At 67.9% G+C, this 22,902-nt stretch carries 17 protein-coding genes; 15 read left to right on the top strand and 2 right to left on the bottom strand.

Annotation, left to right across the window (positions count from 1 at the left end):
- Positions 1–50: 50 nt before the first annotated feature.
- Together AC1DR1_RS01985 and AC1DR1_RS01980 are read right to left on the bottom strand one after the other, a co-directional pair.
- Positions 51–1,424, bottom strand: coding sequence for an aspartate aminotransferase family protein (locus AC1DR1_RS01985; RefSeq protein ID WP_229993538.1), 1,374 nt, complete (start codon positions 1,422–1,424; stop codon positions 51–53).
- A gap of 27 nt (positions 1,425–1,451) precedes the next feature.
- Positions 1,452–2,939: a CoA-acylating methylmalonate-semialdehyde dehydrogenase gene (locus AC1DR1_RS01980; RefSeq protein WP_229993539.1), complete on the bottom strand. Its 1,488-nt coding sequence runs from the start codon at positions 2,937–2,939 to the stop codon at positions 1,452–1,454.
- A 112-nt stretch (positions 2,940–3,051) separates the two neighbouring features.
- On the opposite strand from AC1DR1_RS01980, the gene AC1DR1_RS01975 reads away from it, so the two are divergent.
- The 15 genes from AC1DR1_RS01975 (at position 3,052) to AC1DR1_RS01905 (ending at position 22,862) form a co-directional block, all read left to right on the top strand.
- The gene (locus AC1DR1_RS01975) at positions 3,052–4,797 is read left to right on the top strand and encodes a PucR family transcriptional regulator (protein WP_476992113.1); all 1,746 of its coding nucleotides are present in this window, start codon (positions 3,052–3,054) and stop codon (positions 4,795–4,797) included.
- 35 nt (positions 4,798–4,832) lie between these two features.
- Positions 4,833–5,750 (top strand): LysR substrate-binding domain-containing protein, encoded by a 918-nt coding sequence (locus tag AC1DR1_RS01970; protein ID WP_476992112.1) that lies wholly within the window; start codon positions 4,833–4,835, stop codon positions 5,748–5,750.
- A 376-nt stretch (positions 5,751–6,126) separates the two neighbouring features.
- Positions 6,127–7,497 carry an MFS transporter gene (locus tag AC1DR1_RS01965; protein WP_229991874.1) on the top strand — a complete coding sequence of 457 codons (1,371 nt, stop codon included), beginning with the start codon at positions 6,127–6,129 and terminating at the stop codon, positions 7,495–7,497.
- 45 nt (positions 7,498–7,542) lie between these two features.
- Positions 7,543–8,808: a M20 family metallo-hydrolase gene (locus AC1DR1_RS01960; RefSeq protein ID WP_229991875.1), complete on the top strand. Its 1,266-nt coding sequence runs from the start codon at positions 7,543–7,545 to the stop codon at positions 8,806–8,808.
- The gene (locus AC1DR1_RS01955) at positions 8,805–10,244 is read left to right on the top strand and encodes an amidase (protein ID WP_229991876.1); all 1,440 of its coding nucleotides are present in this window, start codon (positions 8,805–8,807) and stop codon (positions 10,242–10,244) included. The genes AC1DR1_RS01960 and AC1DR1_RS01955 overlap by 4 nt, the downstream gene beginning before the upstream one ends.
- A 47-nt stretch (positions 10,245–10,291) precedes the next feature.
- The gene (locus AC1DR1_RS01950) at positions 10,292–11,974 is read left to right on the top strand and encodes an ABC-F family ATP-binding cassette domain-containing protein (RefSeq protein ID WP_229991877.1); all 1,683 of its coding nucleotides are present in this window, start codon (positions 10,292–10,294) and stop codon (positions 11,972–11,974) included.
- A gap of 129 nt (positions 11,975–12,103) precedes the next feature.
- Positions 12,104–12,877, top strand: a complete 774-nt coding sequence (locus AC1DR1_RS01945; RefSeq protein WP_229991878.1) for a DeoR/GlpR family DNA-binding transcription regulator — start codon at positions 12,104–12,106, stop codon at positions 12,875–12,877.
- Positions 12,874–14,061 carry an MFS transporter gene (locus tag AC1DR1_RS01940; RefSeq protein WP_229991879.1) on the top strand — a complete coding sequence of 396 codons (1,188 nt, stop codon included), beginning with the start codon at positions 12,874–12,876 and terminating at the stop codon, positions 14,059–14,061. The genes AC1DR1_RS01945 and AC1DR1_RS01940 overlap by 4 nt, the downstream gene beginning before the upstream one ends.
- Positions 14,062–14,113: 52 nt before the next feature.
- The gene (locus tag AC1DR1_RS01935; RefSeq protein ID WP_364746618.1) at positions 14,114–15,610 is read left to right on the top strand and encodes a bifunctional phosphatase PAP2/diacylglycerol kinase family protein; all 1,497 of its coding nucleotides are present in this window, start codon (positions 14,114–14,116) and stop codon (positions 15,608–15,610) included.
- Between the two features lie 149 nt (positions 15,611–15,759).
- The gene (locus AC1DR1_RS01930) at positions 15,760–16,701 is read left to right on the top strand and encodes an ABC transporter ATP-binding protein (protein ID WP_229991881.1); all 942 of its coding nucleotides are present in this window, start codon (positions 15,760–15,762) and stop codon (positions 16,699–16,701) included.
- A 3-nt stretch (positions 16,702–16,704) separates the two neighbouring features.
- Entirely contained in the window at positions 16,705–17,595 is an 891-nt protein-coding gene (locus AC1DR1_RS01925) for an ABC transporter permease (protein WP_229991882.1), read from the top strand.
- Between the two features lie 35 nt (positions 17,596–17,630).
- Positions 17,631–19,010: a sensor histidine kinase gene (locus AC1DR1_RS01920; protein WP_229991883.1), complete on the top strand. Its 1,380-nt coding sequence runs from the start codon at positions 17,631–17,633 to the stop codon at positions 19,008–19,010.
- Complete coding sequence (locus AC1DR1_RS01915) at positions 18,970–19,734, top strand: response regulator (RefSeq protein WP_229991884.1); 765 nt, start codon at positions 18,970–18,972, stop codon at positions 19,732–19,734. Before AC1DR1_RS01920 ends, AC1DR1_RS01915 begins: the two co-directional genes overlap by 41 nt.
- A gap of 284 nt (positions 19,735–20,018) precedes the next feature.
- Positions 20,019–21,509, top strand: a complete 1,491-nt coding sequence (locus AC1DR1_RS01910) for an amino acid permease (protein ID WP_229991885.1) — start codon at positions 20,019–20,021, stop codon at positions 21,507–21,509.
- Positions 21,510–21,941: 432 nt separating this feature from the next.
- Entirely contained in the window at positions 21,942–22,862 is a 921-nt protein-coding gene (locus AC1DR1_RS01905) for an intradiol ring-cleavage dioxygenase (RefSeq protein ID WP_229991886.1), read from the top strand.
- The last annotated feature ends 40 nt before the right edge of the window (positions 22,863–22,902 follow it).

Genomic DNA, 22,902 nt, shown 5'->3' with positions numbered 1-22,902 from the left:
GTTGTGCGGGGGAGCATCCGTCGTTCGGGTGTCAATAGTGCGGGAGCGCCTCAGGCGGCGAAGCCGTCCGCAATGTCCAACACGGCGTCCAGTACGGCCAAGCCCTTTTGGGTGTCTTCCACGCTGGTGTTGCACGGCGGGACAACATGGATTCGGTTGAAGTTCGCGAACGGGAGCAGCCCGCGGGACTTGCAGGCCGCCACCAGCTGGTTCATTTCCGGGCTTGAGCCGCCGTACGGGGCCATGGGCTCGCGGGTCTTCCGGTCCTTGACGAGTTCGATCGCCCAGAAGACGCCCTTGCCGCGGACTTCACCAACGGAGCGGTGGCGCTCGGTGAATCCACGGAGGGCCGGTCCGATCACCGTCTCGCCGAGGGCTGCCGCGTGCTGGACGATCTGTTCGTTCTCCATCGCGTTGATGGTCGCCACGGCGGCAGCCGCCGCGAGCGGGTGGCCCGAATAGGTCAGGCCGCCGGGGTAGACACGCTTGCCGAACGTGGCTGCGATCTCCGGGCTGATTGCCACCCCGCCCATCGGAACATAGCCGGAATTCACGCCCTTGGCGAAGGTCAGCAGGTCCGGAACGACGTCGAAGTGCTCGACGGCGAACCAGGTTCCGGTGCGGCCGAAGCCGGACATGACTTCGTCGGCGATGAAGATGATGCCGTGCCGGGTGCAGAGCTCGCGGACGCCCTGCAAGTATCCCGGGGGCGGCACGTAGATCCCGGCCGTGCCCGGGATGCTTTCCAGGATGAGGGCGGCGATGGTGGAGGGGCCTTCGAAGCTGATCAGCTGTTCCAGGTGTTCGAGGGCGCGCTGGCTTTCCTCCTCCTCGGTGGTGGAGTGGAAGGCGGTGCGGTACAGGTACGGCGGGAAGAAGTGGACGGTGCCGGTGCTGGCGGTGTCGCTGGGCCAGCGCCGGGGGTCGCCGGTGACGTTGATGGCCAGCTGGGTGCCGCCGTGGTACGAACGGTAGGCGGAGAGCACCTTGTGGCGGCCCGTGTGCAGACGGGCCATGCGGATGGCGTGCTCGTTGGCGTCCGCCCCGCCGTTGGTGAAGAAGATCTTGTCCAGTCCGCCGGGCGTGCGCCCGGCAATCAGGCGTGCAGCTTCGGAGCGCGCGTCGTTGACGTAACTCGGGGCAATCGTGCACAGCTTGGTGGCCTGTGCTGCGATGGCGGATACGACGGCGGGGTGCTGGTGGCCGATATTGGTGTTGACCAGCTGCGAGGAGAAGTCCAGGTACTTGTTGCCGTCGCCGTCCCAGACGTGGGAGCCCTCGGCCGCGGAGATGACCATGGGGTCGATGAGGTCCTGGGCGGACCAGGAGTGGAAGACGTGCTTGCGGTCCAGTTCGTAGGCGCGGCGGGCGCCCTCGGCGGCCTCCTGCTGCGGGAGGGTTTCGTTTTCAAGGGTCGAGGTCATGACAGCTGCCTTTCGGATACGGGTGGCTTAGGCGTTCTGCGGGAAGCCGAGGTTGATGCCGCCGTGGCTTGGATCCAGCCAGCGGGAGGTGACGGCCTTGCCGCGGGTGAAGAAACCGACGCCCTCGGTGCCGTGGGCGTGGGTATCCCCGAACAGCGAGTTCTTCCAGCCGCCGAAGGAGTAGTAGGCCATGGGGACCGGAACGGGGACGTTGATGCCCACCATGCCCACCTCCACTTCGTTCTCGAAGCGCCGCGCCGCGCCGCCGTCGTTGGTGAAGATGGCGGTGCCGTTGCCGTATGGGTTGCCGTTGATCATCTCGAGCGCCTCGTCGTAGCTGTCAACGCGGAGCACGGACAGGACCGGTCCAAAGATCTCGTCCTGATAGATGGACATGTCCGGAGTCACCTTGTCGAAAAGCGTGGGTCCGACGAAGAAGCCGTCACCTTCCGCGTCGGCGGCGATGTTGCGGCCGTCGACGACGAGTTGGGCACCGGCAGCTTCGCCGGCATCAATGTAGCCGGCAACCTTGTCCCGGTGCTGGGCCGTCACCAGCGGGCCCATGTCGCAGCCGCGCAGCCCGTCGCCGGTGCGCAGGGAAGCCGCACGCTGGGCAATCTTGTCCACCAGTTCATCGGCGATTTCGCCCACCGCGAGCAGGGCAGAGATGGCCATGCAACGTTCGCCCGCCGATCCGAATCCGGCATTGATGGCGGCGTCGGCGGCCAGGTCCAGATCGGCGTCGGGCAGCACGATCATGTGGTTCTTGGCTCCGCCAAGGGCCTGGACGCGCTTTCCGTTGGCCGTCGCGGTCTGATAGACGTACTTGGCGATCGGGGTGGAGCCGACGAAGGAGACGGCTTTGATGTCCGGGTGGTTGAGCAAGGCGTCGACGGCCACCTTGTCGCCGTGCAGGACGTTGAACACGCCGTCCGGCAGGCCGGCTTCTTTCCAGAGTTCGGCCATCCAGTTCACCGCCGTGGGGTCCTTTTCGCTGGGCTTGACGACGACCGTGTTGCCGGCGGCGATGGCAAGCGGGAAGAACCACATCGGCACCATGGCCGGGAAGTTGAACGGGCTGATGACTGCGACCGGACCCAGGGCCTGGCGGATGGAGTGGACGTCCACGTTGGTGGACGCGTTCTCGGTGTAGCTGCCTTTGAGCAGATGGGGGATGCCGCAGGCGAACTCGACGACTTCCTGGCCCCGGGTGACTTCCCCGAGGGCATCGTCCAGGACTTTTCCGTGCTCGGAGGTGATGATGGCGGCGAGTTCGCCTTTGCGGGAGTTGAGCAGTTCGCGAAAGGCGAAGAGGATCTGGGTGCGGCGGGCAATCGAGGTGTCGCGCCATGCGGGGAATGCGGCCTTGGCCGCGGCAATGGCGGCGTGGCTCTCGTCCCGGCTCGCGAGCGAAACCTGGCCGGTGACCTTGCCCGTGGCCGGGTTGGTCACCGGGGCCGTGCGCGCGCCGGCGGGAACGTAGCTGCCGTTGATCCAGTGCTCGATGATGTTCAAGGTTTCTCCTCATGCGGTATTCGGGGTGCGTTGAGTCCAGTGTCCCTACCGGGAGACGGCACCATAAGTGCCAGTGTGTAAGGAGAATCACAGCTTGGTTTACACTGTGTAAATGTTGCCCACCGTCGGCTCGATCCTTGACCTTCCCGTTCTCCGCGAGGCCGCGCCGCTCCTGCTCGGCGGCGCCGGGGCCCTCGACAACCCCGTGCGCTGGGTCCACGTGAGCGAATTGCTCGACATTTCCGGGCTGCTGTCTGGCGGGGAGCTGGTGCTTACCACCGGACTGGAGCTGGAAAAGGAACCCGGGCTTACGGCGTCGTTCATCAGGTCCCTGGAGCAGGCGGCGGCGTCCGGCCTGATTGTTGAACTCGTCGGCGACAGGAAGCCCAGTTTGGATGCGCTGCGCGCGGCCGCGCTGGCCACGGCCATGCCCGTGATCGTGGTGGAGCGCCGCGTGCGGTTCGTGCAGGTCACCGAAATCGTGCACCGGATCATCGTCGCCGAACAGCTGGAGCGGGTGGAACGCGCCCGCGACGTCCACGAGGCCTTCACGGTGCTGAGCCTGGAAAGCGCAGGGACCGGGCAGGTGGTGGACCAGGCAGCCGCCATGATCGGCGCCCCGGTGGTCCTGGAGGACCTCTCGCACCTCGTCCTCGCGTACTCGGCCGGGCAGCTGCGGACCATCGAACTGCTGGAGGACTGGGAGCGGCGGTCCAGGACCACGCCGGCGCCGCCCGGGACGGGCCGCACCGGGCCCGAGGCCTGGCTGCAGACGCCGGTTGGCGTGCGCGGGAACGTCTGGGGGCGGCTGGTGGTGCCGGTCCCCCTCGACGACGACGACGCGGCGGCCATGGTGCTGGAACGCGCGGCCCAGACCCTGGCGATCAACCGGCTCGCCGAACGGGACCGGCGGGAGCTGAGCCACCAGGCGCAGGCGGGGCTTCTCAACGCCCTCCGTCAGCCCCGCGGGCTGGGCGAGGACGAGGCGCAGGCCCGCGCCGCGGCGCTGGGACTCAGGCGGTCGCCGCACTACCTGCCAATTGTGTTCCGGAGCGGCGGAGCAGCCTATGGTCCCTCAGCAGGGGCAGGGGCAGGGGCAGGGGCAGGGGCAGGGGCAGGGGCAGCGGGAGCCGGAATCGATCCACTCGCTGGGCAACAGGAGGAACGTGCCCTGCTGGAGCAGCTCGCCCGGGCCCTCAAAACCGTGTCAGGCAGCGCTTTGACCGCGAGCATCCGGTCCGGATCGGTCGGCATGATCCTGGCCGTTCCTGCGAAGCAATTGGAGGACCCGACCCTCCAGCGTCTCGCCGATGCCCTCGCGGGCAGCGACACGCCACCCGGCCCACCCGTCCGCGGAGCCCGGCCCGGCAGAGGTCTGCCCGGCGGAGGCTGGGCCGGCAATCCGGCGGAGGCGACATGGAGCATCGGCGTGGGGCACCTGAGGGGTTCCTTGCTCGAAGCGGCGGCGGGCATTGACGAAGCCGCCCACGTCGCCGAAACCGCGGCGACGCTGCGGGGTGATCGGAAGCCGTTCTACCGGGCGACGGACGTCCGGCTTCGGGGGCTGCTGGCCCTGCTGCGCAAGGATCCGCGGGTGCAGCAGTTCGCGGAGTCAGAACTGGAGGGTGTCCTGCAGGCCGACGCCCGGGACGGCGGCGGGCAGCTGGAACTGCTGGGCCGCTACCTCGAGTCCGGCGGCAACAAAGCGGCTCTGGCCCGCACCGGCTATCTCAGCCGCCCGACACTGTACGCGCGGCTGGCCCGCCTTGAAGAGCTCCTCGGCGTGGACCTCGACGACGCGGAGTCCCGGACGTCGCTGCACGTCGCCCTACTCCTGCACCGGCTCCGGGGCCTGTGACCGCGCGGATCCGCGCAGAATGCGAGCATTGACGAATGGCGAAGCCCTTTACCTTGACCCAGCTGCGGTATTTCGCGGTGGTGGCCGAGCTCGAAAACATGACTGCGTCGGCCGAAAGGCTGCTCGTGACCCAGTCCACCCTGTCCACCGCCATGGCCCAGCTTGAAGCAAGTTTGTCGACGCAGCTGTTTGTCCGGCTCAGGACGCGCGGCCTGCGCCTGACGCCGTCCGGCCGGCAGCTGGCCCAGGACATCAAGGTGCTGCTGGAGCATGCGGACTCGCTGTACGAGTCAGCCCGCGGGCTTGCGACAAGCCTGGTCGGAGAGCTCAAAGTGGGCGTGTTTTCGCCCCTGGCGCCCTTCAGGCTTCCCGCAATCCTGCAGACCTTCGAAGTTCAGCATCCGGGAGTCGAGGTCTCCTTCCTGGAAGCCGATCTGGCGAGCCTGCAGACGGCCCTCCTCGAAGGGCAGTGCGATGTCGCGCTGATGTACGGTCTCGGCCTGGGCCGGGGCTTCACACACACGGTGCTCGAGCGCGTGCCCCCTCATGTGCTGGTCCATGCTGAACACCCCGCGGCGTCCCGGCCCGAGCGAAGCATCGCACTGAAGGATCTCGACGGCGAACCCGCGGTGGTGCTGGATCTGCCGCACAGCCGGGAATACTACGAGCAGCTGTACGCGATCGCGGGGGTGCTTCCCAATGTCCGGCACCGCTTTGCCGGGTATGAGACGGTGCGCTCGTTTGTGGCGAAGGGCCACGGCTACGCCATGCTGAACCAGCGGCTCCACAGCGACATGACGTATTCCGGCGGCAGGGTGGTTGCCCTGACCCTGACGGATGACTTCCCGCCAATCGAGGTGATGCTGGTCCGGCCCGAGGGAGTGCAACCCACCCGCCGGGCACTGGCCTTTGAGGAGACCTGCATCCGGCTCTACGGTGCCGCCCGGCACTAGCCCGGCGGATTCCCCGTGCCCACCGACTGTGACTGCGAAAATCCGCAGCGATTGGCATCGATGAAATCGATTGATTTGGCCAAAACAATCAATTGGACAGATGTGAACCGGATCACACAAAGTTGGTCCAGTGCGGTGGTGCCGGCGGGAGTCCAACGGCAAATCCCGCGCAATGACGGCCCTTGGCCGAGTCCCGAAGCGCGACAACCATGTTGATCAAAGGAGATTCAATGGTTCCGATTCACGCCCCAGGTGTCCGACTTATGTCCGGACCGTGGCTTGCCGGCAACACAGCGGCAACATCAGCAGATTTCATTTCCCGGGCCCGTAACACGGCAGGGAACTTCGGAAACACGGCGCCTCTAGCGTGGCTGTCATGACGATCAACGACATCAAGGACCAGCCGGTGTCCGCTTCCCAGACCACACCGTCCGCCCCGGCCCTGGACAAGGACGCTCCGCGGTCCGGACCTCTCGGCATCACCAAGATGCAGAAGCGGGTCCTCGCAGGCGGCAGCATCGGGCAGTTCATCGAATTCTACGATTTCACGCTCTACGGCCTCACCGCCGTCATCTTCTCCCAACTGTTTTTCCCCGGCAGCAACCCGGTCACGGCCATGCTTGCCACGTTCGCCACCTTCGGCGTCGCCTTCGTGGTCCGTCCCATCGGCGGCCTGTTCTTCGGCGCGCTCGGCGACCGGATCGGCCGCCGCCGGGTCCTGACCATCACGCTCGTCGCCATCGGCGGGGCCACCGCCTTGATGGGGCTGCTGCCGACCTACGGCCAGATCGGCGCCTGGGCACCGGTGTTGCTGGTCCTCTGCCGGCTGATCCAGGGCTTCTCCGCCGGCGGCGAATCCGTGGGAGCACCCTCGTTTGTCTTCGAGCACGCCCCGGTCAGCCGCCGCGGGTTCTGGCTCAACATCACCATCGCCGCCACTGCGCTGCCCTCTGTCGTCGCCGGTTCGATGATCCTCATCCTGAGCCAGTCAATGCCCAACGAGGCCTTCATGGCGTGGGGCTGGCGCCTGCCGTTCCTGCTGGCACTGCCGCTCGCCCTGTTCGGCGTCTGGATCCGCAGCCGGACGGTGGAAAGCGATGCGTTCAATGAGGCCAAGGCTGCCCGGACCAAGGAATTCAGCCCGGTCCGCGAAGCCTTCCGCGAAAACCGGCTCCGTATGGTCCAGGTCATCTTCGTCATGGGCCTGACCGCAATGGGCTTCTACTTCCTCTCGGCCTATTTCGTCTCCTATGTCCAGACCACGGGCCACCTGAGCCGTGAACAGTCCCTCCTGGTCAACGCCGCCGCTCTCGCGCTCTACGCCGTCCTGCTTCCTTTCGGTGGCCGGCTGGGCGACCGCTTCGGCCGCAAACCGATGCTCATTGCCGGTTCAGCCGCGCTGGCCCTGCTTTCAGTGCCGAGCTTCATGCTGGTGACCAGCGGAAGCCTCCCTCTTGCCCTCCTGGGCCAGTCCCTCTTCGTGGTGGCGCTCTGCATCTACGGCGGAGGCTGCTACACCTTCTTCGTTGAAATCTTCACCACCCGCACCCGCTTCACGTCGGCGGCAATCAGCTACAACGGCGCCTACGCGCTCTTCGGCGGCACAGCACCGTTCATCGGGACCGCCCTGGTCGGCGGCACCGGAGTGCCTCACGCGCCCGGCTTCTACATGGCCGCGGCCGCCGCCGTCGTGCTCCTGCTGGTGCTCTTCACCAAGGTTCCCGAGACGCGCGGCCGCATGGGCTAAGCCCGCCGCCCCACCCTCTCCACCGCAACCTACAAAGGATTTCCCATGACTTCAGCAGCTTTCCTCGAAGACTTCCACCACGTGGCCACCATCGGCGCCACCCCCGACAACGGCGTCGACCGCCAGGCGGCAACCCCGGAGGATGCGCAGACACGCCACTGGTTCGCCGGGTGGGTGCGTGACGCCGGATGGGAACTCCGGGTGGACGGGATCGGCAACATGTTCGGGCTGCTGGAGTGGACGCCGGGGGCGCCCTATGTGCTGATCGGATCCCACCTGGACAGCCAGCCGCTCGGGGGCCGGTTCGACGGCGCGTACGGTGTCGTCGCCGCCCTGCACGCGGCCCGGCGTCTGGACGCCGAGGTTGCGGAGGGCGGGCCCGCGCCGCGGTTCAACCTGGCCGTAGTGAACTGGTTCAACGAGGAGGGCGGCCGGTTCGCGCCGAGCATCATGGGAAGTTCGGTGTTTGCGGGACTCCTGCAGCGGGAACAGATGCTGGATGTGGCGGACCTGCAAGGCGTCACAGTCCGTGAGGCGCTGGATGGCATCGGGTACCTCGGCACCTCTGACGGGCCCGAGGCCGCCGGCTACGCCGAGATCCACATCGAGCAGGGCAGGATCCTGGAACGCGAGGGCATCTCCATCGGCCTGGTGGACAGCAGCTGGTACACCCAGAAACTGGACATCGAAGTGCTCGGCGAACAGTCGCACACCGGAGCGACGGCCATGGCCGACCGGCACGACGCCCTGGTGGCAGCCTCCAAGATCATTCTTATGGTGCACGACGTCACGGCTGAGTTCGCCGAGGAGGCCCTCGTCTCATCCGTGGGCCAGCTGACCCTCGAACCGAACTCGCCCATTGTGGTGGCCCGTAGGGTCCACCTCGTCGCCGACCTCCGCTCCGGCGATCCGGACATCGTCAAGGCGGCCCGCGCCAAACTCATCGAGGACATCGATGCGCTGGCACGCGAGCACGACATCAAAGTCAATGTGAAGGACTTCGACATCCGGCCGATCCGCCGCTTCCCCGAAGGCGGGATCGAACTCGCGGACAAGGTGGCTGCAGACCTGGGCCTTTCCGCGCGGCGGATCCAGACCATGGCCGGCCACGATTCCGTTGCCATGAACACAGTGGCGCCGTCGGTCATGCTCTTCATCCCCAGCGTGGACGGCGTCTCGCACTGCGAACGGGAGTTCAGCACCGACGAGGACATGGTTGCCGGCGTGGACATGCTCACTGGGGTGGCCCGGGACCTGGTTGCCGGCGCCCTGGCCGAAGCCTCCTCCGAGCCGGCAGCGGCCTTGGCATGACCGAGCTGCACTACCTCGACGCCGGCACGGCCCTGCGGCTTTTCCGCTCCCGGGAGCTCTCGCCGGTGGAGCTCATGGAAGCGGTGATCACCAGGACCGAGGCCGTCAACGGCGGCATCAACGCCCTGACGGAGACCCTGTTCGAAGAGGCGCTCCCGGCAGCACGGCAGGCCGCTGCCCGGTATGCGCGGGGCAGGGACCTCACACCCCTGCTGGGGCTGCCGGTGGCCGCCAAGGAAAAGCACGGGCTCCGGGGACGCACCCTTTCGCAGGGGCTCGTAGCCCGCAAGGGGGAGCTCGCGCACGCGGACCATCCCGTCATCGACCGAATCCGGCGTGCCGGCGGCATCATCCATGCCCGCACCACCACGCCCGAATACAGCTGCGCCACCGTCACCCACAGTCCCCTGTGGGGAGTCACGCGCAATCCCTGGAACCGGCAGTATTCCCCGGGCGGCTCCTCCGGCGGTTCCGGGGCGGCACTGGCCGCCGGGCTGGCGCCGCTGGCCACCGCCTCCGACATCGCGGGTTCAACCCGCCTGCCGGCGTCGTTCACCGGGACCGTCGGCTACAAGGCGCCCTACGGAAGGATTCCCGGCCTGGCCCCGCTCTCCGCGGACCACTACCGCGGCGACGGCCCGATGGCACGGACCGTGGCGGACGCAGCCTTGCTGGCGAACGTCATGGCGGGCCGTCATCCGGGCGACCACACCTCCCTCGCCGGGAGTCCGGCGTTGTCCTGCCCGCCGGGTGCTGACACCGCCTCGGCAGTGGCCGGCATGCGCATCGCTCTCTGCATCCGGCTGGGGAACTATCCCGTCGCCGCGGATGTTGAGGCCAATACGCGCGGCGTGGCAACGGCCCTGCGTGATGCCGGCGCCGTGGTGGAAGAGATCGAGCTGCCCTGGACCACCGAGGACATCAGCCGGACAATGTTCACACATTTCGGCTACCTCCTCGGTCCGGCCATGGAGGACGAGACCTCGGAGTCTCCCGAGCTGCTGGCCCCGTACACACGGCGGTTCATGGCGGACGCCCGGAAAGCCGCCGCGGAAAACCGGTTCGTCGACGGCATCCGGGCGGAAACCAGAATCCAGGCCGAGCTTGCCGCGGCGATGTCCGGCTTCGACGCCCTTCTCTGCCCGGCCTCGGCCGTGGCCGCCCTGGACGCGGACGGCATGTACCTTGACGGGATCGACGCCGGGGGCGAGCGGCTCGGGCACTACTGGCAGGGGCACATGACGGCGCCCTTCAACATCAGCAACCGCTGCCCCGTCCTGGCCGTGCCGAGCGGCATGGCCGACTGCGGCATCCCCACGGGTGTGCAGATCGTGGGCCATCCATTCGAGGACGCCACAGTCTTCACGGTGGGTGCCGCCGTGGAGGCGGTGCGGCCCTGGGCAGGACGCCGTCCGGAGCTCCTGGTGAACAGCTAGGCGCCCGGGCCCCGGCCGGTCCGTCCGTCCATGGGAAGATTGAACGCGTGGCTCATATTGACGTTTCCGGCATCGACTACTTCCTCTCCGACGGCACCCAGCTGCTCAACGGCGTGACGTTCAAGGTCCCCGACGGCACCAAGACGGCGCTGATCGGGCCCAACGGAACCGGCAAGACCACGCTGTTCCGGATCATTTCCGGCGACCTCGTTGCGGATGAAGGCGTGATCGGCCGCTCCGGCAACATGGGGATCATGCGCCAGTTCGTGGGCCAGGTCCGGGATGAGTCCACCGTCCGCGACCTCCTGGTCTCCGCCGCCCCGCCCGCCCTGGCCGCCGCCGCGCGCACCGTCGACGAGGCAGAACTCGCCATGCTGGAGCACGACGACGAGCCCACCCAGATGGCCTATGCCCAGGCCATCGTGGACTGGGGAGACGCCGGCGGCTACGACGTCGAGACCGTCTGGGACGAGGTCTGCATGGCCGCCCTCGGCCTGCCGTTTGACCGGGCGCAGCACCGCCCGGCGTCGAGCCTCTCCGGCGGCGAGCAGAAGCGGCTGGTGCTCGAGGCTCTCTTCGCCGGCCCGGACGAACTGCTGCTCCTGGACGAGCCGGACAACTACCTCGACGTCCCGGGCAAGCGCTGGCTCGAGGCCAAGCTGAACGAGTCGAAGAAGACCGTGTTCTTCATCAGCCACGACCGTGAACTGCTCAACAACGCCGCCGGCCGCATCGTCACGCTGGAACCGGGCATCAACGGCGCCGGGGCCTGGATCCACGGCGGCGGTTTCGGTTCCTACGTGGATGCCCGGGCCGACCGGAACGCGCGCTTCGAGGAGCTGCGCAAGCGTTGGGACGAGGAGCACGTAAAGCTCAAGGAACTCGTCAACATGTACAAGAACAAGGCCGCTTTCCGTTCCGACATGGCCAACCGCTATCACGCGGCCCAGACCCGGCTCGCGAAGTTCCTCGAGGCCGGTCCGCCCGAGGCCCTGCCGATCGAGCAGAATGTGCAGATGCGGCTCAAGGGCGGGCGCACCGCCAAGCGCGCCGTCGTGGCGGAGAAACTGGAACTGACGGGCCTGATGAAGCCGTTCTCCACCGAGATCTGGTTCGGCGACCGGGTGGGCGTCCTTGGTTCCAACGGTTCGGGCAAGAGCCACTTCCTGCGCCTGCTCGCCACCGGCGGCACGGATCCGGAACGGGAGCACCTGCCGGTGTCCGACGTCGAGATCGCGGAGGTGCCGCATGAGGGCACCGTGAAACTCGGCGCCCGGATCCGGCCCGGCTTCTTCGCCCAGACCCACGTCCGGCCCGACCTGCTGGGCAAGACCCTGCTCGAAATCCTGCACCGGGGCGACGAGCACCGCTCCGGCATGGGCCGCGAAGCCGCCGCCGGGGCGCTGGACGGCTACGGGCTGGCAGCGCAGTCCGAGCAGAAGTACGAGTCCCTCTCCGGCGGCCAGCAGGCGCGGTTCCAGATCCTGTTGCTGCAGCTCTCCGGCGCCACGCTGCTGCTGCTTGACGAACCCACGGACAACCTCGACCTGCACTCGGCCGAGGCCCTGGAACGGGCGATCGACCACTTCGAAGGCACCGTCCTGGCAGTCACCCACGACCGCTGGTTCGCCCGCACTTTCGACCGCTTCCTGGTCTTCGGCTCCGACGGCAGGGTCTACGAGTCCGCCGAACCGGTCTGGGACGAAAAGCGCGTCGAGCGCGCCCGCTAAGCCAACAAGCAACGCGGCGTCACTTAACGCCCATCCCCGAGGGGTTTCTGGGGCGCCAAGTGACCCCGCGTTTGCTCTTTGGGTCGCGCAACAAATGATTAAATGATCACAAACCGTTAGCATTTGATCATGAACACTGATGAGCGGCACCGCCTGATCGGCGGACTGCTTCGCAACCGCGAGCAGGTGACGGTGGACGACCTGATGGCCGCCTGCGGCGCCTCCGGTGCCACCATCCGGCGCGACCTCGACATCCTGGCCCTGCACGGCGTGCTGCGGAGGGTCCACGGCGGAGCCAAGAGCCTGGTTTTCGGCGGTGAAAACCCCCAATACGGGCAGCGCGAGCTGGAGGACCACACCGCCAAGGTGAGGATCGCCGCCGGTGTGGCGGCCATGCTCCAGGACCGGAGTCACGTCTGGCTGGACAGCGGCACCACCGCTACGGAGATCGCCCGCCAGTTGCGCCAGCGCGAGATGACGATCATGCCGATGTCGTTGCGAGCCGTCACCGCGCTGTCCCTGGACGATGTGCCTGCCGGCCGCCGCCCCGAGCTCCTGATGCCGGGCGGCAGCCTCGTTCCCGGTGAACTGTCTTTCCGCGGGCCCATGACGGAATCCAACATCCGCTCGCTGCGCTTCGACGCCGCCGTGGTCACGCCCTGCGCCCTGAACCTCAAGGACGGGCTGTTGGCCCACGATCTCGACGACGCCGCCGTCAAGCGCGCTGGCCTGGAATCCGCGGCCCGGGTGATCGTCGCCTGCGCCGGATCCAAATGGAACGCCAGCGCCGTCGCCCTCGTCGCATCCCTGGACGCCGTCGATGCCGTCGTGACCGACCGGCAGCTCAGCCTGGAAGAACTTGACCAACTCTCACAACGCTCGGTGGAAGCAGTGATCGTATGACCAGTACCGCAACCGTCCCGCAACTGAAGGCTGCCACCGGGGCGACTTTCCTTGTCTTCGGGATCAACGGATTAGTCTTCGCCAGTTGGGCTGCCCGCATCCCCGCGGTGACAGAGATCCTGCACATCACCGCGGGCCAGATGGGAACGCTGCTGCTGTGCCTGGCGGTCGGCTCGCTGATCGCCCTGCCCACGGCCGGGTTTGTCGTCGGCCGGATCGGCACCGCCAACACCGTCCGGAGCGCCGGACTTGTGGCCGCGGCGGCCGGCGTCGGCGTCGCGCTGTCCCTGATGGCGGCCTCCGTCCCGGGGACGGCGATTGCCCTGTTCTTCTTCGGGATCGGCGTCGGGCTCTGGGATGTTTCGCAGAACATTGAAGGTGCCGACGTCGAGCACCGGCTCGGGCGCACCATCATGCCGCAGTTCCACGCGGCCTTCAGCGGCGGCGCATTCATCGGGGCCCTGATCGGCGCCGGCCTGTCCACCCTGGGGGTCGGGCTCCCGGAGCATCTGCTGGTCATAGCCGCCGTCGTCGCCGTCCTGACCACGGTGGCCCCGCGGTACTTCCTGCCCCATCTGCCCGCCGCGGCGCCCGCCGCGGGGGACCCGGACCACGGCAAGGGCGGGTCGGCCTGGCGGGACGGGCGCACGCTGCTGATCGGCGTCGTCGTTCTCGGCGCCACCCTGACTGAAGGCGCCGGCAATGACTGGATTGCCAAGGCCGCGGTTGACGGCCTGGGCGCTGAACAATCCACGGGGGCGCTGCTGTTCGCCGCCTTTGTGCTGGCAATGACCGCCATGCGCTTCTTCGGCGGCCGCGCGATCGACGTCTACGGCCGCGTGGCTGTGCTGCGCGCCAGCATGGCCGCGGCAGCCGCGGGCCTCTGCCTCTTCGTGTTCGCCGGCACCATCTGGCTGGCCGCTGCCGGCGCCGTGCTCTGGGGCGTGGGCGCCGCCCTCGCATTTCCGATCGGGATGTCCGCCGCGGCGGATGACCCCCGGAAGGCGGCCGCCCGGGTGTCCGTCGTGTCCACGCTGGGCTACATTGCCTTCCTCGCCGGGCCGCCGCTGCTGGGCTACCTGGGCGATGTCACCGGTATCAGGGCCGCCCTGCTGGCGATCGGGATTCCGATTCTGGTGGCCCTGGTGCTCGCCGGCGCCGCGAAGCCCTTGCGCGCGAGGTAGGTGCCCGCCGCGCCCTTGCCTCCGGCGGGCCGTCCGGCAGTATGGTGGTCAAATGCGAACCATGCTGAGGAAGGCCCCCGGCCGCCTGTCGAAATTCGACCTCAAACTGGTGCGCGCCGTCTCCAATCTGCCGGGCGGAGGCCATGACGAGTTCTTCCGCCGTCTCTCCGCCGCCGCCAACAAAGGCAAACTCTGGTTCGGCGTCGCCGGAGCCATGGCCCTGGTGCCCGGAAGGACGCGCCGGGCAGCCTTGCATGGGCTCTTGGCCCAAGGCGTGGCCTCGGCAGTCACGAACGTGGTGTTCAAGACCCTCCTGCCCCGGACGCGGCCCCTGCCCGAACACCTTCCGGTCTTCCGCTTCGTCAATCCGCAGCCGACGAGTTCGTCGATGCCCTCGGGCCATTCGGCCTCCGCGGTGGCCTTCGCGCTCGGAGTCGGCATGGTCCGGCCGGCACTCGGTGCGGCGCTGGCCCCCGTCGCGGCCGGGGTGGCCTACTCCCGGGTCCACACCGGGGCCCACTGGCCCTCGGATGTGCTGTTCGGTTCCGCGATCGGCGCCGGCGCGGCCATGGTGACGCGGAAGTGGTGGCCCGTCCGGCCGCCCTTCCCGGAAACCCGCCGTGGCGCCGTCCGGGCCGCGGAACTCCCGGACGGACAGGGTCTCTGCATCGCCGTCAACACCCTCGGCGGGTCCTATGCCGACGAGACCGTTGACGCCCTGCAAAAAACATTCCCCAAAGCGTATATAAAGAAAATTGGGCATGATGAGGCCGTTGACGCGGGCATCGCCGAGGTCGCGACGCGGCCGGGCATTGCGGCCCTGGGCGTCTGGGGCGGCGACGGAACCGTGGGCGCCGCGGCGGCCGCCGCCGTCGAACGCTCCCTCCCGCTGCTGGTGCTCCCCGGCGGAACGCTCAACCACTTTGCCCGCGACGCCGGGACGCCCACGCTGGGGGCGGCGGTGCAGGCGGCCTCGCACGGCGAGGCCGCAGTGGCCGACATCGGCCACGTGAGTGTCGAACGCGGGCTCCCCGACAGCCCGGAGCACCTCGAACTGATCATGCTCAACACGGCCAGCATCGGTCTCTACCCGAACCTGGTCCGCCGGCGCGAACAGCTCCAGCCGGCTCTGGGAAAACCCCTGGCCGGAGTGGTGGCCATGTTCCGGACCTTCGCGGCCGGTACCCCCACCACCCTGATCGTCAACGGGGTGCGGCACCGGCTGTGGATCCTGTATATCGGCCGCGGCCGCTACTACCCCAGCGACCACGCGCCGCTGGTGCGCCCCGTGCTGGCGGACGGGGTCCTGGACCTGCGGATGATTACTGCCGATGAGCCGTTTGCCCGGCTGCGGCTGCTCTGGGCCGTGCTCACGGGCACCGTGGCCACTTCCGGGATCACCCACCTCAGCGAAACGGACCGGATCACGGTGGAACCCGGGAACGGGCCCATGGTCCTCGCCGTCGACGGGGAGGTCATGCCAGGAGTGCGGAGCGTGGAGTTCACGGTCCGCCGCGACGCCCTGACCTACTACTCGCCCCTCGACTGAGCCTGTCATCCTCCCGGACTACCCTGATTGGCCCCTGAATCATCCCTGAGACCGGCGAAATACGCCGCCGGCCTCGGTAGCGTGGTGTGCAGACGGGCCCGTGACTGCGGAGCCCCGGATAATCTCCCGCTACGCAAAGGAAAGCTTCCATGATCGAAGCACGAGGCCTGACCAAGGTTTACGGCGACAAGACCGCCGTCGCCGGCGTCAACTTCACCGTCGAAGCCGGCCGGGTCACCGGCTTCCTGGGTCCGAACGGGGCCGGAAAATCCACCACCATGCGCATGATCATGGGACTGGACCGGCCGACGTCGGGCTCAGTGACCGTCAACGGGTCGCCGCTGACCGGGCACGCCGCGCCGCTGCGCGATGTCGGTGCGCTGCTCGACGCCAAGGCCGTCCACACGAGCCGCTCCGCCTACAACCACCTGCTGGCCATGGCCGCGACCCACAGCATCCCCAAGAAGCGGGTCCACGAAGTCATTGAGATGACCGGGCTGGCCGAGGTGGCCCGCAAGAAGGTCGGCGGCTTCTCACTGGGCATGGGCCAGCGGCTGGGCATCGCCGCCGCGCTCCTGGGCGACCCGCAGACCGTCATCCTGGACGAGCCCGTCAACGGTCTCGACCCGGAAGGGGTGGTGTGGGTCCGGAACCTGGTGAAGTATCTGGCCTCCGAGGGCCGCACGGTCTTCCTCTCCAGCCACCTCATGAGTGAAATGGCCGTCACGGCGGACCACCTGATCGTGATTGGCCGCGGGAGGATCATTGCGGACGCCCCGATCCAGGAAATCATCACCGGCAAGGGCCAGGGCCGCACGCGGGTCCGCACAGACCAGCCGGACCGGCTCATGCAGTTGCTGGCCGGAACCGGCGTCTCCGTGGAGGCCCAGGAGCGTGAGCTCCTCGAAGTCACAGGCCTGGACCCGCGGCAGATCGCCACCGCAGCGCTGGAGAACCACGTCATGATCTACGAACTCACCCCGCTGCAGGCCAGCCTCGAGGAGGCCTATATGGAGCTGACCAAGGATGAGGTCGAATACCACTCGCTGATCACCACGGGCGCTGTTCCCGTCGAAGCCGGAGGCAACTAAGCCATGAGCTCCACAACCGTTGAATCCACGCCATCGCCCCGCGGCGCCGAATCCCGCGCGCAGCGGTCCGGAAACGGCAGCAGTTCCGGCCCCGGCCCCAGCTTCCTGCGGGTCCTCAACTCCGAATTCATCAAGTTCCGCACCCTGCTCTCCACGCTGATCCTGCTCGGCTCCACAGTGGTCGTCATGGTCGGGTTCGGGGCGCTTTCGGCCTGGGGGACGGGCCAGTTCTCCGAGGCGGCGGCCCAGGACCCGGAGGTGGCGGCCAGGCTCGCGGCGCAGGGCGGCGACATCGCCGTCAGCGTGCCGACTTCCGGCATCGCGTTTGCCCAGCTGATCCTGGGCTCCCTCGGTGTGCTGCTGATGAGCTCCGAGTTCACCACGGGCATGGCCCGGTCCACGTTCGCGGCAGTGCCCAAACGGATTCCGGCGTTCGCGGCCAAGCTCGTGGTGGTAGTGCTGACCTCCTTCGTCATCACCGCCGCCTCCACCCTGGTGGCCGGGTTGGTGTCGGTGCCGATCCTGGATAACTACGGCCTCGGCCTGGACCTGGGCAGCTCGCAGTCGGTCAAGCTGCTCGTTGTCAACAGCATCTATGTGGCGGCGGTCGCGGCGATCGGCATGGCGCTGGGCACCCTGATCCGCAACTCGGCGGGCGGCATCATGAGCCTGGTCGGCCTGTTCTTCGTGGCGCCCATCGCCTTCCAGCTCATTCCGGGCGACTTCTTCGTGGAGGCCCGCAAGTACCTGCCCGGCAACACCGTGGATCCCCTGACCGCCGTGGAGCACGTCCCGGACACGCTCGAGGCCTGGCAGGCCGGCCTGGTGCTGGGCGCCTGGGTTGTGGTCCCGGTGCTCCTGGCCGCCATCCTGCTCAAGAAGCGGGACGTCTAAGCCGGGCGCACAGGCCCAGCGTCTAGGCTCAGAGCATGATCGATGCAGTACCTGTGAGGGACGCGTCGGCCGGACCGGCCGACGCGTCCCTCGCCGAACTCACCGCCCGCCGCCGCGGCCGGCTCCGGCGCTACTTGCTGGCCAATCCGCGAGTCATGGATGTCCTGGTGGTGCTCTGCTACCTGGTCCTGGTCACGCCGACGGCCATCGAGTCGATCCTGCATGGCGACTGGCCGGTGGCCGTCCTGCTCGCCGCGGCCGCGCCCGTCCTGCTGTTCCGGCGGGCCTATCCCGTGCGGGTGGCGGCCGCCGTGGCGGCACTGGAGCTGGCCGTCACCTTCCTGCATCCGTGGGGATCCAATGTCTCCGCCGGGCTCTGGTTTTCGCTGTACGCCGTCGCCGTCGTCCGCACGCGGCGGTTCGCCCTTGCAACACTTGCCCTGACCACCGCCCCGCTCCTGCTCCTGTACTTCCTGCTGGCCGTTGGTCCGCTGGACGGGCGGCTCCCGGACATGGCGGTCCGCACGCCGGAGAATTTCCAGCTGCTCACGGGCATCGCGGCGGGCATCGGCATCACGCTCTCCAACGTGATCGCCACGGGGATCGGGATCTCGGTGCGGCAGCGGCGCGAGCACGAGTACGAGATCGCCGCATGGGCCGCCCGCGCCCAGCAGCTCGGTTCGGTCACGGAACGGAACCGGATCGCGCGCGAAATGCACGACGTCGTGGCGCACTCGCTGACGGTCATGATCAGCCTTTCGGACGGCGCCGCCGTCGTGGTCAAGAAGGATCCGGCGCGCGCCGCCGGCGTCCTGGCCGAACTCTCCCGGACGGGACGCACCGCGCTGGCCGACATGCGCCGGGTGCTCGGCGTGCTGCGCGAGGACGCCGCCGCAGGGCACGCCCCGCGCGAGCCGCTGGTGGCCGGAGGCAGCCTGGCCACACTGCTTGAGGGTTTCCGCACCGCGGGACTGCCGCTGCACTACACGCACACCGGCCCGTCCCTGCCCTCCGATGCGGCGTTCCAGCTGACCGTGTACAGGATTGTGCAGGAGTCGCTGACCAATGTGCTGCGCTACGGCCGTGCGCTCAGCCGCGTGGACGTCAGCATTGTCCGCAACGGTTCACGCGTCACCATCGAAGTGGTCGACGACGGCAGGGGCACCGTTGACCCCGGCAGTGCCGGGGCCGCCGCGCAGGCGAAGCCCGACTCACTGGATACCTTCGGCACCGGGCATGGAATCGCCGGGATGCGGGAGCGGGCCAGGATTTACGCAGGCACTGTACACGCCGGGCGCACTGGTGAGCGCGGCTGGCGCGTGCACACGGAACTGAACTGCAATGGCGAGAATGCCACGGATACAGGGGGGAACAATGCTCGACAAAGGACCGGTACGCGTTCTGCTGGTGGATGACCAGCCGCTGCTTCGGATGGGCTTCCGGCTCATCCTGGAGGGCGAAGATGATTTGTGCATCGTGGGCGAGGCATCCAATGGTGCCGAAGCGGTCAGCCACGTCCGGGAGCTCGCGCCCGACGTCGTCCTGATGGACGTGCGGATGCCGGTGCTGGACGGGATCGAGGCCACCCGGGCCATCGCGGCCTCGGATTCGGACGCCAAGATCATCATCCTGACCACCTTTGACCTCGATGAATACGCCTTTGCCGGGCTGCGGGCCGGGGCCTCGGCCTTTCTGCTCAAGGACGTGGCGCCGGCGGAACTGATCAGCGCGGTGCGGGTGGTGGCCAGCGGCGACGCAGTGGTGGCCCCGCGCGTTACGCAGCGGCTGCTGGAGACCTACGTCCGCGGCGCCGGAGCCGGCATGGATCATGCCGGGGCGGACGGCGGCGGACAGCGCGCCGGGGCGGAGGACGGCGGCGGACAGCGCGCCGCCAGCCCGGCACGCCCGGCGAGGGATCCGTTGCTGGCGGACCTGACGCCCCGCGAAAACGAGATGCTCGGGGCGATGGCGGAGGGGCTCTCCAACGCCGAAATCGCGCACAGGTACTTCCTGTCCGAGGCCACCGTCAAGACGCACGTGCGCCGGATCCTGACCAAGCTCCACCTCCGCGACCGTGTCCAGGCCGTCGTGTACGCGTACGAGACCGGCCTCGTGGTGCCGAGCAACGCGGACTACTGACGGGAACGGCCCGCCGGCCGTGGGAGCCGGCTACCGGCGGGTAGGCCTGAAGCAGTGGTTTCAGGCACATTGCCGAGTTGTCTATGAGGCAACTTTAGTTGCGCTGAAGCCCTCCCTGTTGGGGGATGGCCCGGTCTCGCGGGCCGTCATTTGTGGGACTGCACAAGACGGGGCCTGTGCCGCGCGGTCTAGTGTGAAACGACATTGTGGTCCGCCGCACAGCAGGGATTCGATTCCGTGCCGGCAAAGAGCGGGCCTGAACCCCCACAAAGGACGGCGCTTCCATGCCCGCTGACCAGCAGCTCTCAAAATCCCTGAAACCCAGGCATCTGTCCATGATCGCCATCGCCGGCGTGATCGGCGCCGGACTGTTTGTCGGTTCCGGTGCGGCGATCCAGCAGGCCGGCCCGGGCATCCTGGTTGCCTACGCCGCGGCGGGACTCGTCGTCATCCTCGTCATGAGAATGCTGGGCGAGATGGCTGCGGCCAACCCGGAAACCGGCTCATTCTCCACCTACGCGGACAAGGCCCTGGGCCGCTGGGCCGGGTTCAGCATCGGCTGGCTCTACGCATGGTTCTGGATCATTGTCCTCGGCATCGAGGCCACGGCCGGGGCTGCGATCATGCACCGCTGGGTCCCCGGCATTGACCAGTGGGTGTGGGCGCTTGCCCTGATGATACTGCTGACGCTGACCAACCTCGGGTCCGTGAAGTCGTACGGCGAGTTCGAGTTCTGGTTCGCTTCCATCAAGGTGGCGGCAATCGTGCTCTTCCTGCTCTTTGGCGCCGCCGCGATCCTCGGCCTCATCCCCGGCGTTCCGGCACCCGGTCTGGACAACCTGATCGGCAACGGAGGGTTCATGCCCAACGGTCCCGGCGCCGTCCTGGCCGGCATCCTCGTTGTCGTGTTCTCCTTCTTCGGCGCGGAGATTGCCACCATCGCCGCCGGTGAATCCGAAAACCCTGTCGACGCCGTCAAGAAGGCCGTGAAGTCCACCGTCTGGCGCATCCTCGTCTTCTACATCGGCTCCATCGCCATTGTGGTCACCCTGCTGCCCTGGAACTCCGCCTCCGTCGCCAAGAGCCCCTACGTTGCGGTCATCGAGCTGTTCGGCATCCCCGGCGCCGGAACCATCATGGACATTGTGGTGCTGACCTCTGTGCTCTCCTGCCTGAACTCGGGCCTCTACACCGCCAGCCGCATGCTGTTCTCGCTCTCCCGCCGCGGCGATGCCCCCAAGTCATGGATGCGGATTTCCAAGCGCGGCGTGCCTTCTTCCGCGGTACTGGCCTCCACGGTGGTCGGCTTCATCACCGTCGGCCTGAACTACATCGCCCCGGACACCGTCTTCCTGTTCCTGGTCAACACTTCCGGCGCTATCGCCCTGTTCGTGTGGCTCGTGATCGCCGCCTCCCAGCTGATCCTGCGCCGCCGCATGGGCGCCGCCGCCAAGGATCTCCAGCTGAAAATGTGGCTCTTCCCGTACCTGACCTGGGTGTCGATCGTCAGCATCGTGGCCCTGCTGATCGGCATGGTGATCCTGGAATCCACGCGGGAATCACTCCTGCTCTCGCTGGCTCTCGCCGCCGTCGTGGTGGGGATCGGGGTCTTCCGCTACCGCAGGAACGGCTCCAAGGCCACCGTTCCCGCAGCAGGTGTCGCCGAGGCTCCTGCCGGGAGCGCCGAAGCTGCTGAGGCTCAGGCTGAAGCTGCCGAGGACGCCACTGTGGCTCGTGCCGAGGACGCCACGGTGGGCGCCCGACCGGGGGCATAGCTTCCAGGACTCGCTCGGCGACCCCGGACCACCGGACATGCCCTCCCCCGGCGCCAACCAGCGGACATAGTGGCATTATGTCCATGCCTTGGCCCGAGGGGAGGGCATGCCCATGCCTGCCGCGGGGACATGTCCATTCCCCTGGCGGAGGGGAGGGCATGTCCGGCGGTACCGAGAAGGGACATGTCCGTTCTTGGCCGTGGTCAGAGAGCCTTTTCTGAGGTCTGAAATCCGGACATGCCCTCCCTCTGCTCCCACGAGTGGACATAGCGCCACCATGTCCACTGCTCGGCGCGAGGGGAGGGCATGCCCATGCCTGCCGCGGGGACATGTCCATTCCCCGGCCCGAAAGGAGGGCATGTCCAGCCGCGGCACAGCCGTTTCACAGGAAGGGACTAGCCAGCCCATAGCGCTGCCGGGTTCGATGGGGTTATGACAAATAGGCCCCAGCCCCCGCACGAGCCGCACCCCAACCATGACCGCGGCCTGGAATTCGATCTCTCCACCCTCATGAGCCGCCGATCCCTGGGCATGTTCCTCGGCGCGGGCACGGCTGCCGCCCTGGCGGCCTGCACCCCTGGCGGCACCAGCGGCAGTTCGACGTCGGCCCCGGCCGCAGCGACTTCGGCGGCAGCAGCGCCCGCGACAGCAACGACGTCGGCCGCGGCAGCGGCGTCCGCCTCGTCATCGGCCACTCCGGCCCTGACCCGTGCGATCGCCGAATGCGGCATTGAAATCCCGCAGGAAACCGCCGGCCCCTACCCCGGTGACGGATCCAACGGGCCCAACGTCCTCGAGGCTTCCGGCGTGGTCCGCCAGGACATGACGTCCAGCTTCGGGACCTCCACCAGCACGGCCGAGGGCATTCCGCTGACCGTCACGCTGACCCTGCTGGACAACGCCAACGGCTGCACCCCGCTGGCCGGCGCCGCCGTTTACGCCTGGCACTGTGACCGCGAGGGCAGATACTCCATGTACGATTCCGGGCTCCAGAACGAGAACTACCTCCGCGGCGTCCAGGAGGCCGACGCCAACGGGCAGGTCACGTTCACGACCATCTACCCCGGCGCCTACAGCGGCCGTTGGCCGCACATCCACTTCGAAGTGTTCGAGTCCATGAACAAGGCGACGGCGGCCGGCCAGGTTCTGGCGGTGTCGCAGATCGCGCTGACCGAGGCAGCCTGCAAGGAGGTCTACGCGTCGGCCGGCTACGAATCCAGTGCACAGAATTTCCCCCGCACCACGCTGAAATCCGACAACGTCTTCGGCAACGACGGCGGTATATACCAGCTGGCCACGATGAGCGGCTCGGTAGCCGCGGGCTACGCCGCCGGCCTCAACGTCACCGTCTAGGCAAGGCGGCGCCCGGCACGCCCGGGGCCCTGTGCGTGCC

It is taken from the genome of Arthrobacter sp. P4_F10 (genome assembly GCF_056401435.1).
The sequence above is the reverse complement of the archived record's forward strand: the minus strand, read 5'-3'. Positions and strand labels throughout refer to the sequence as shown.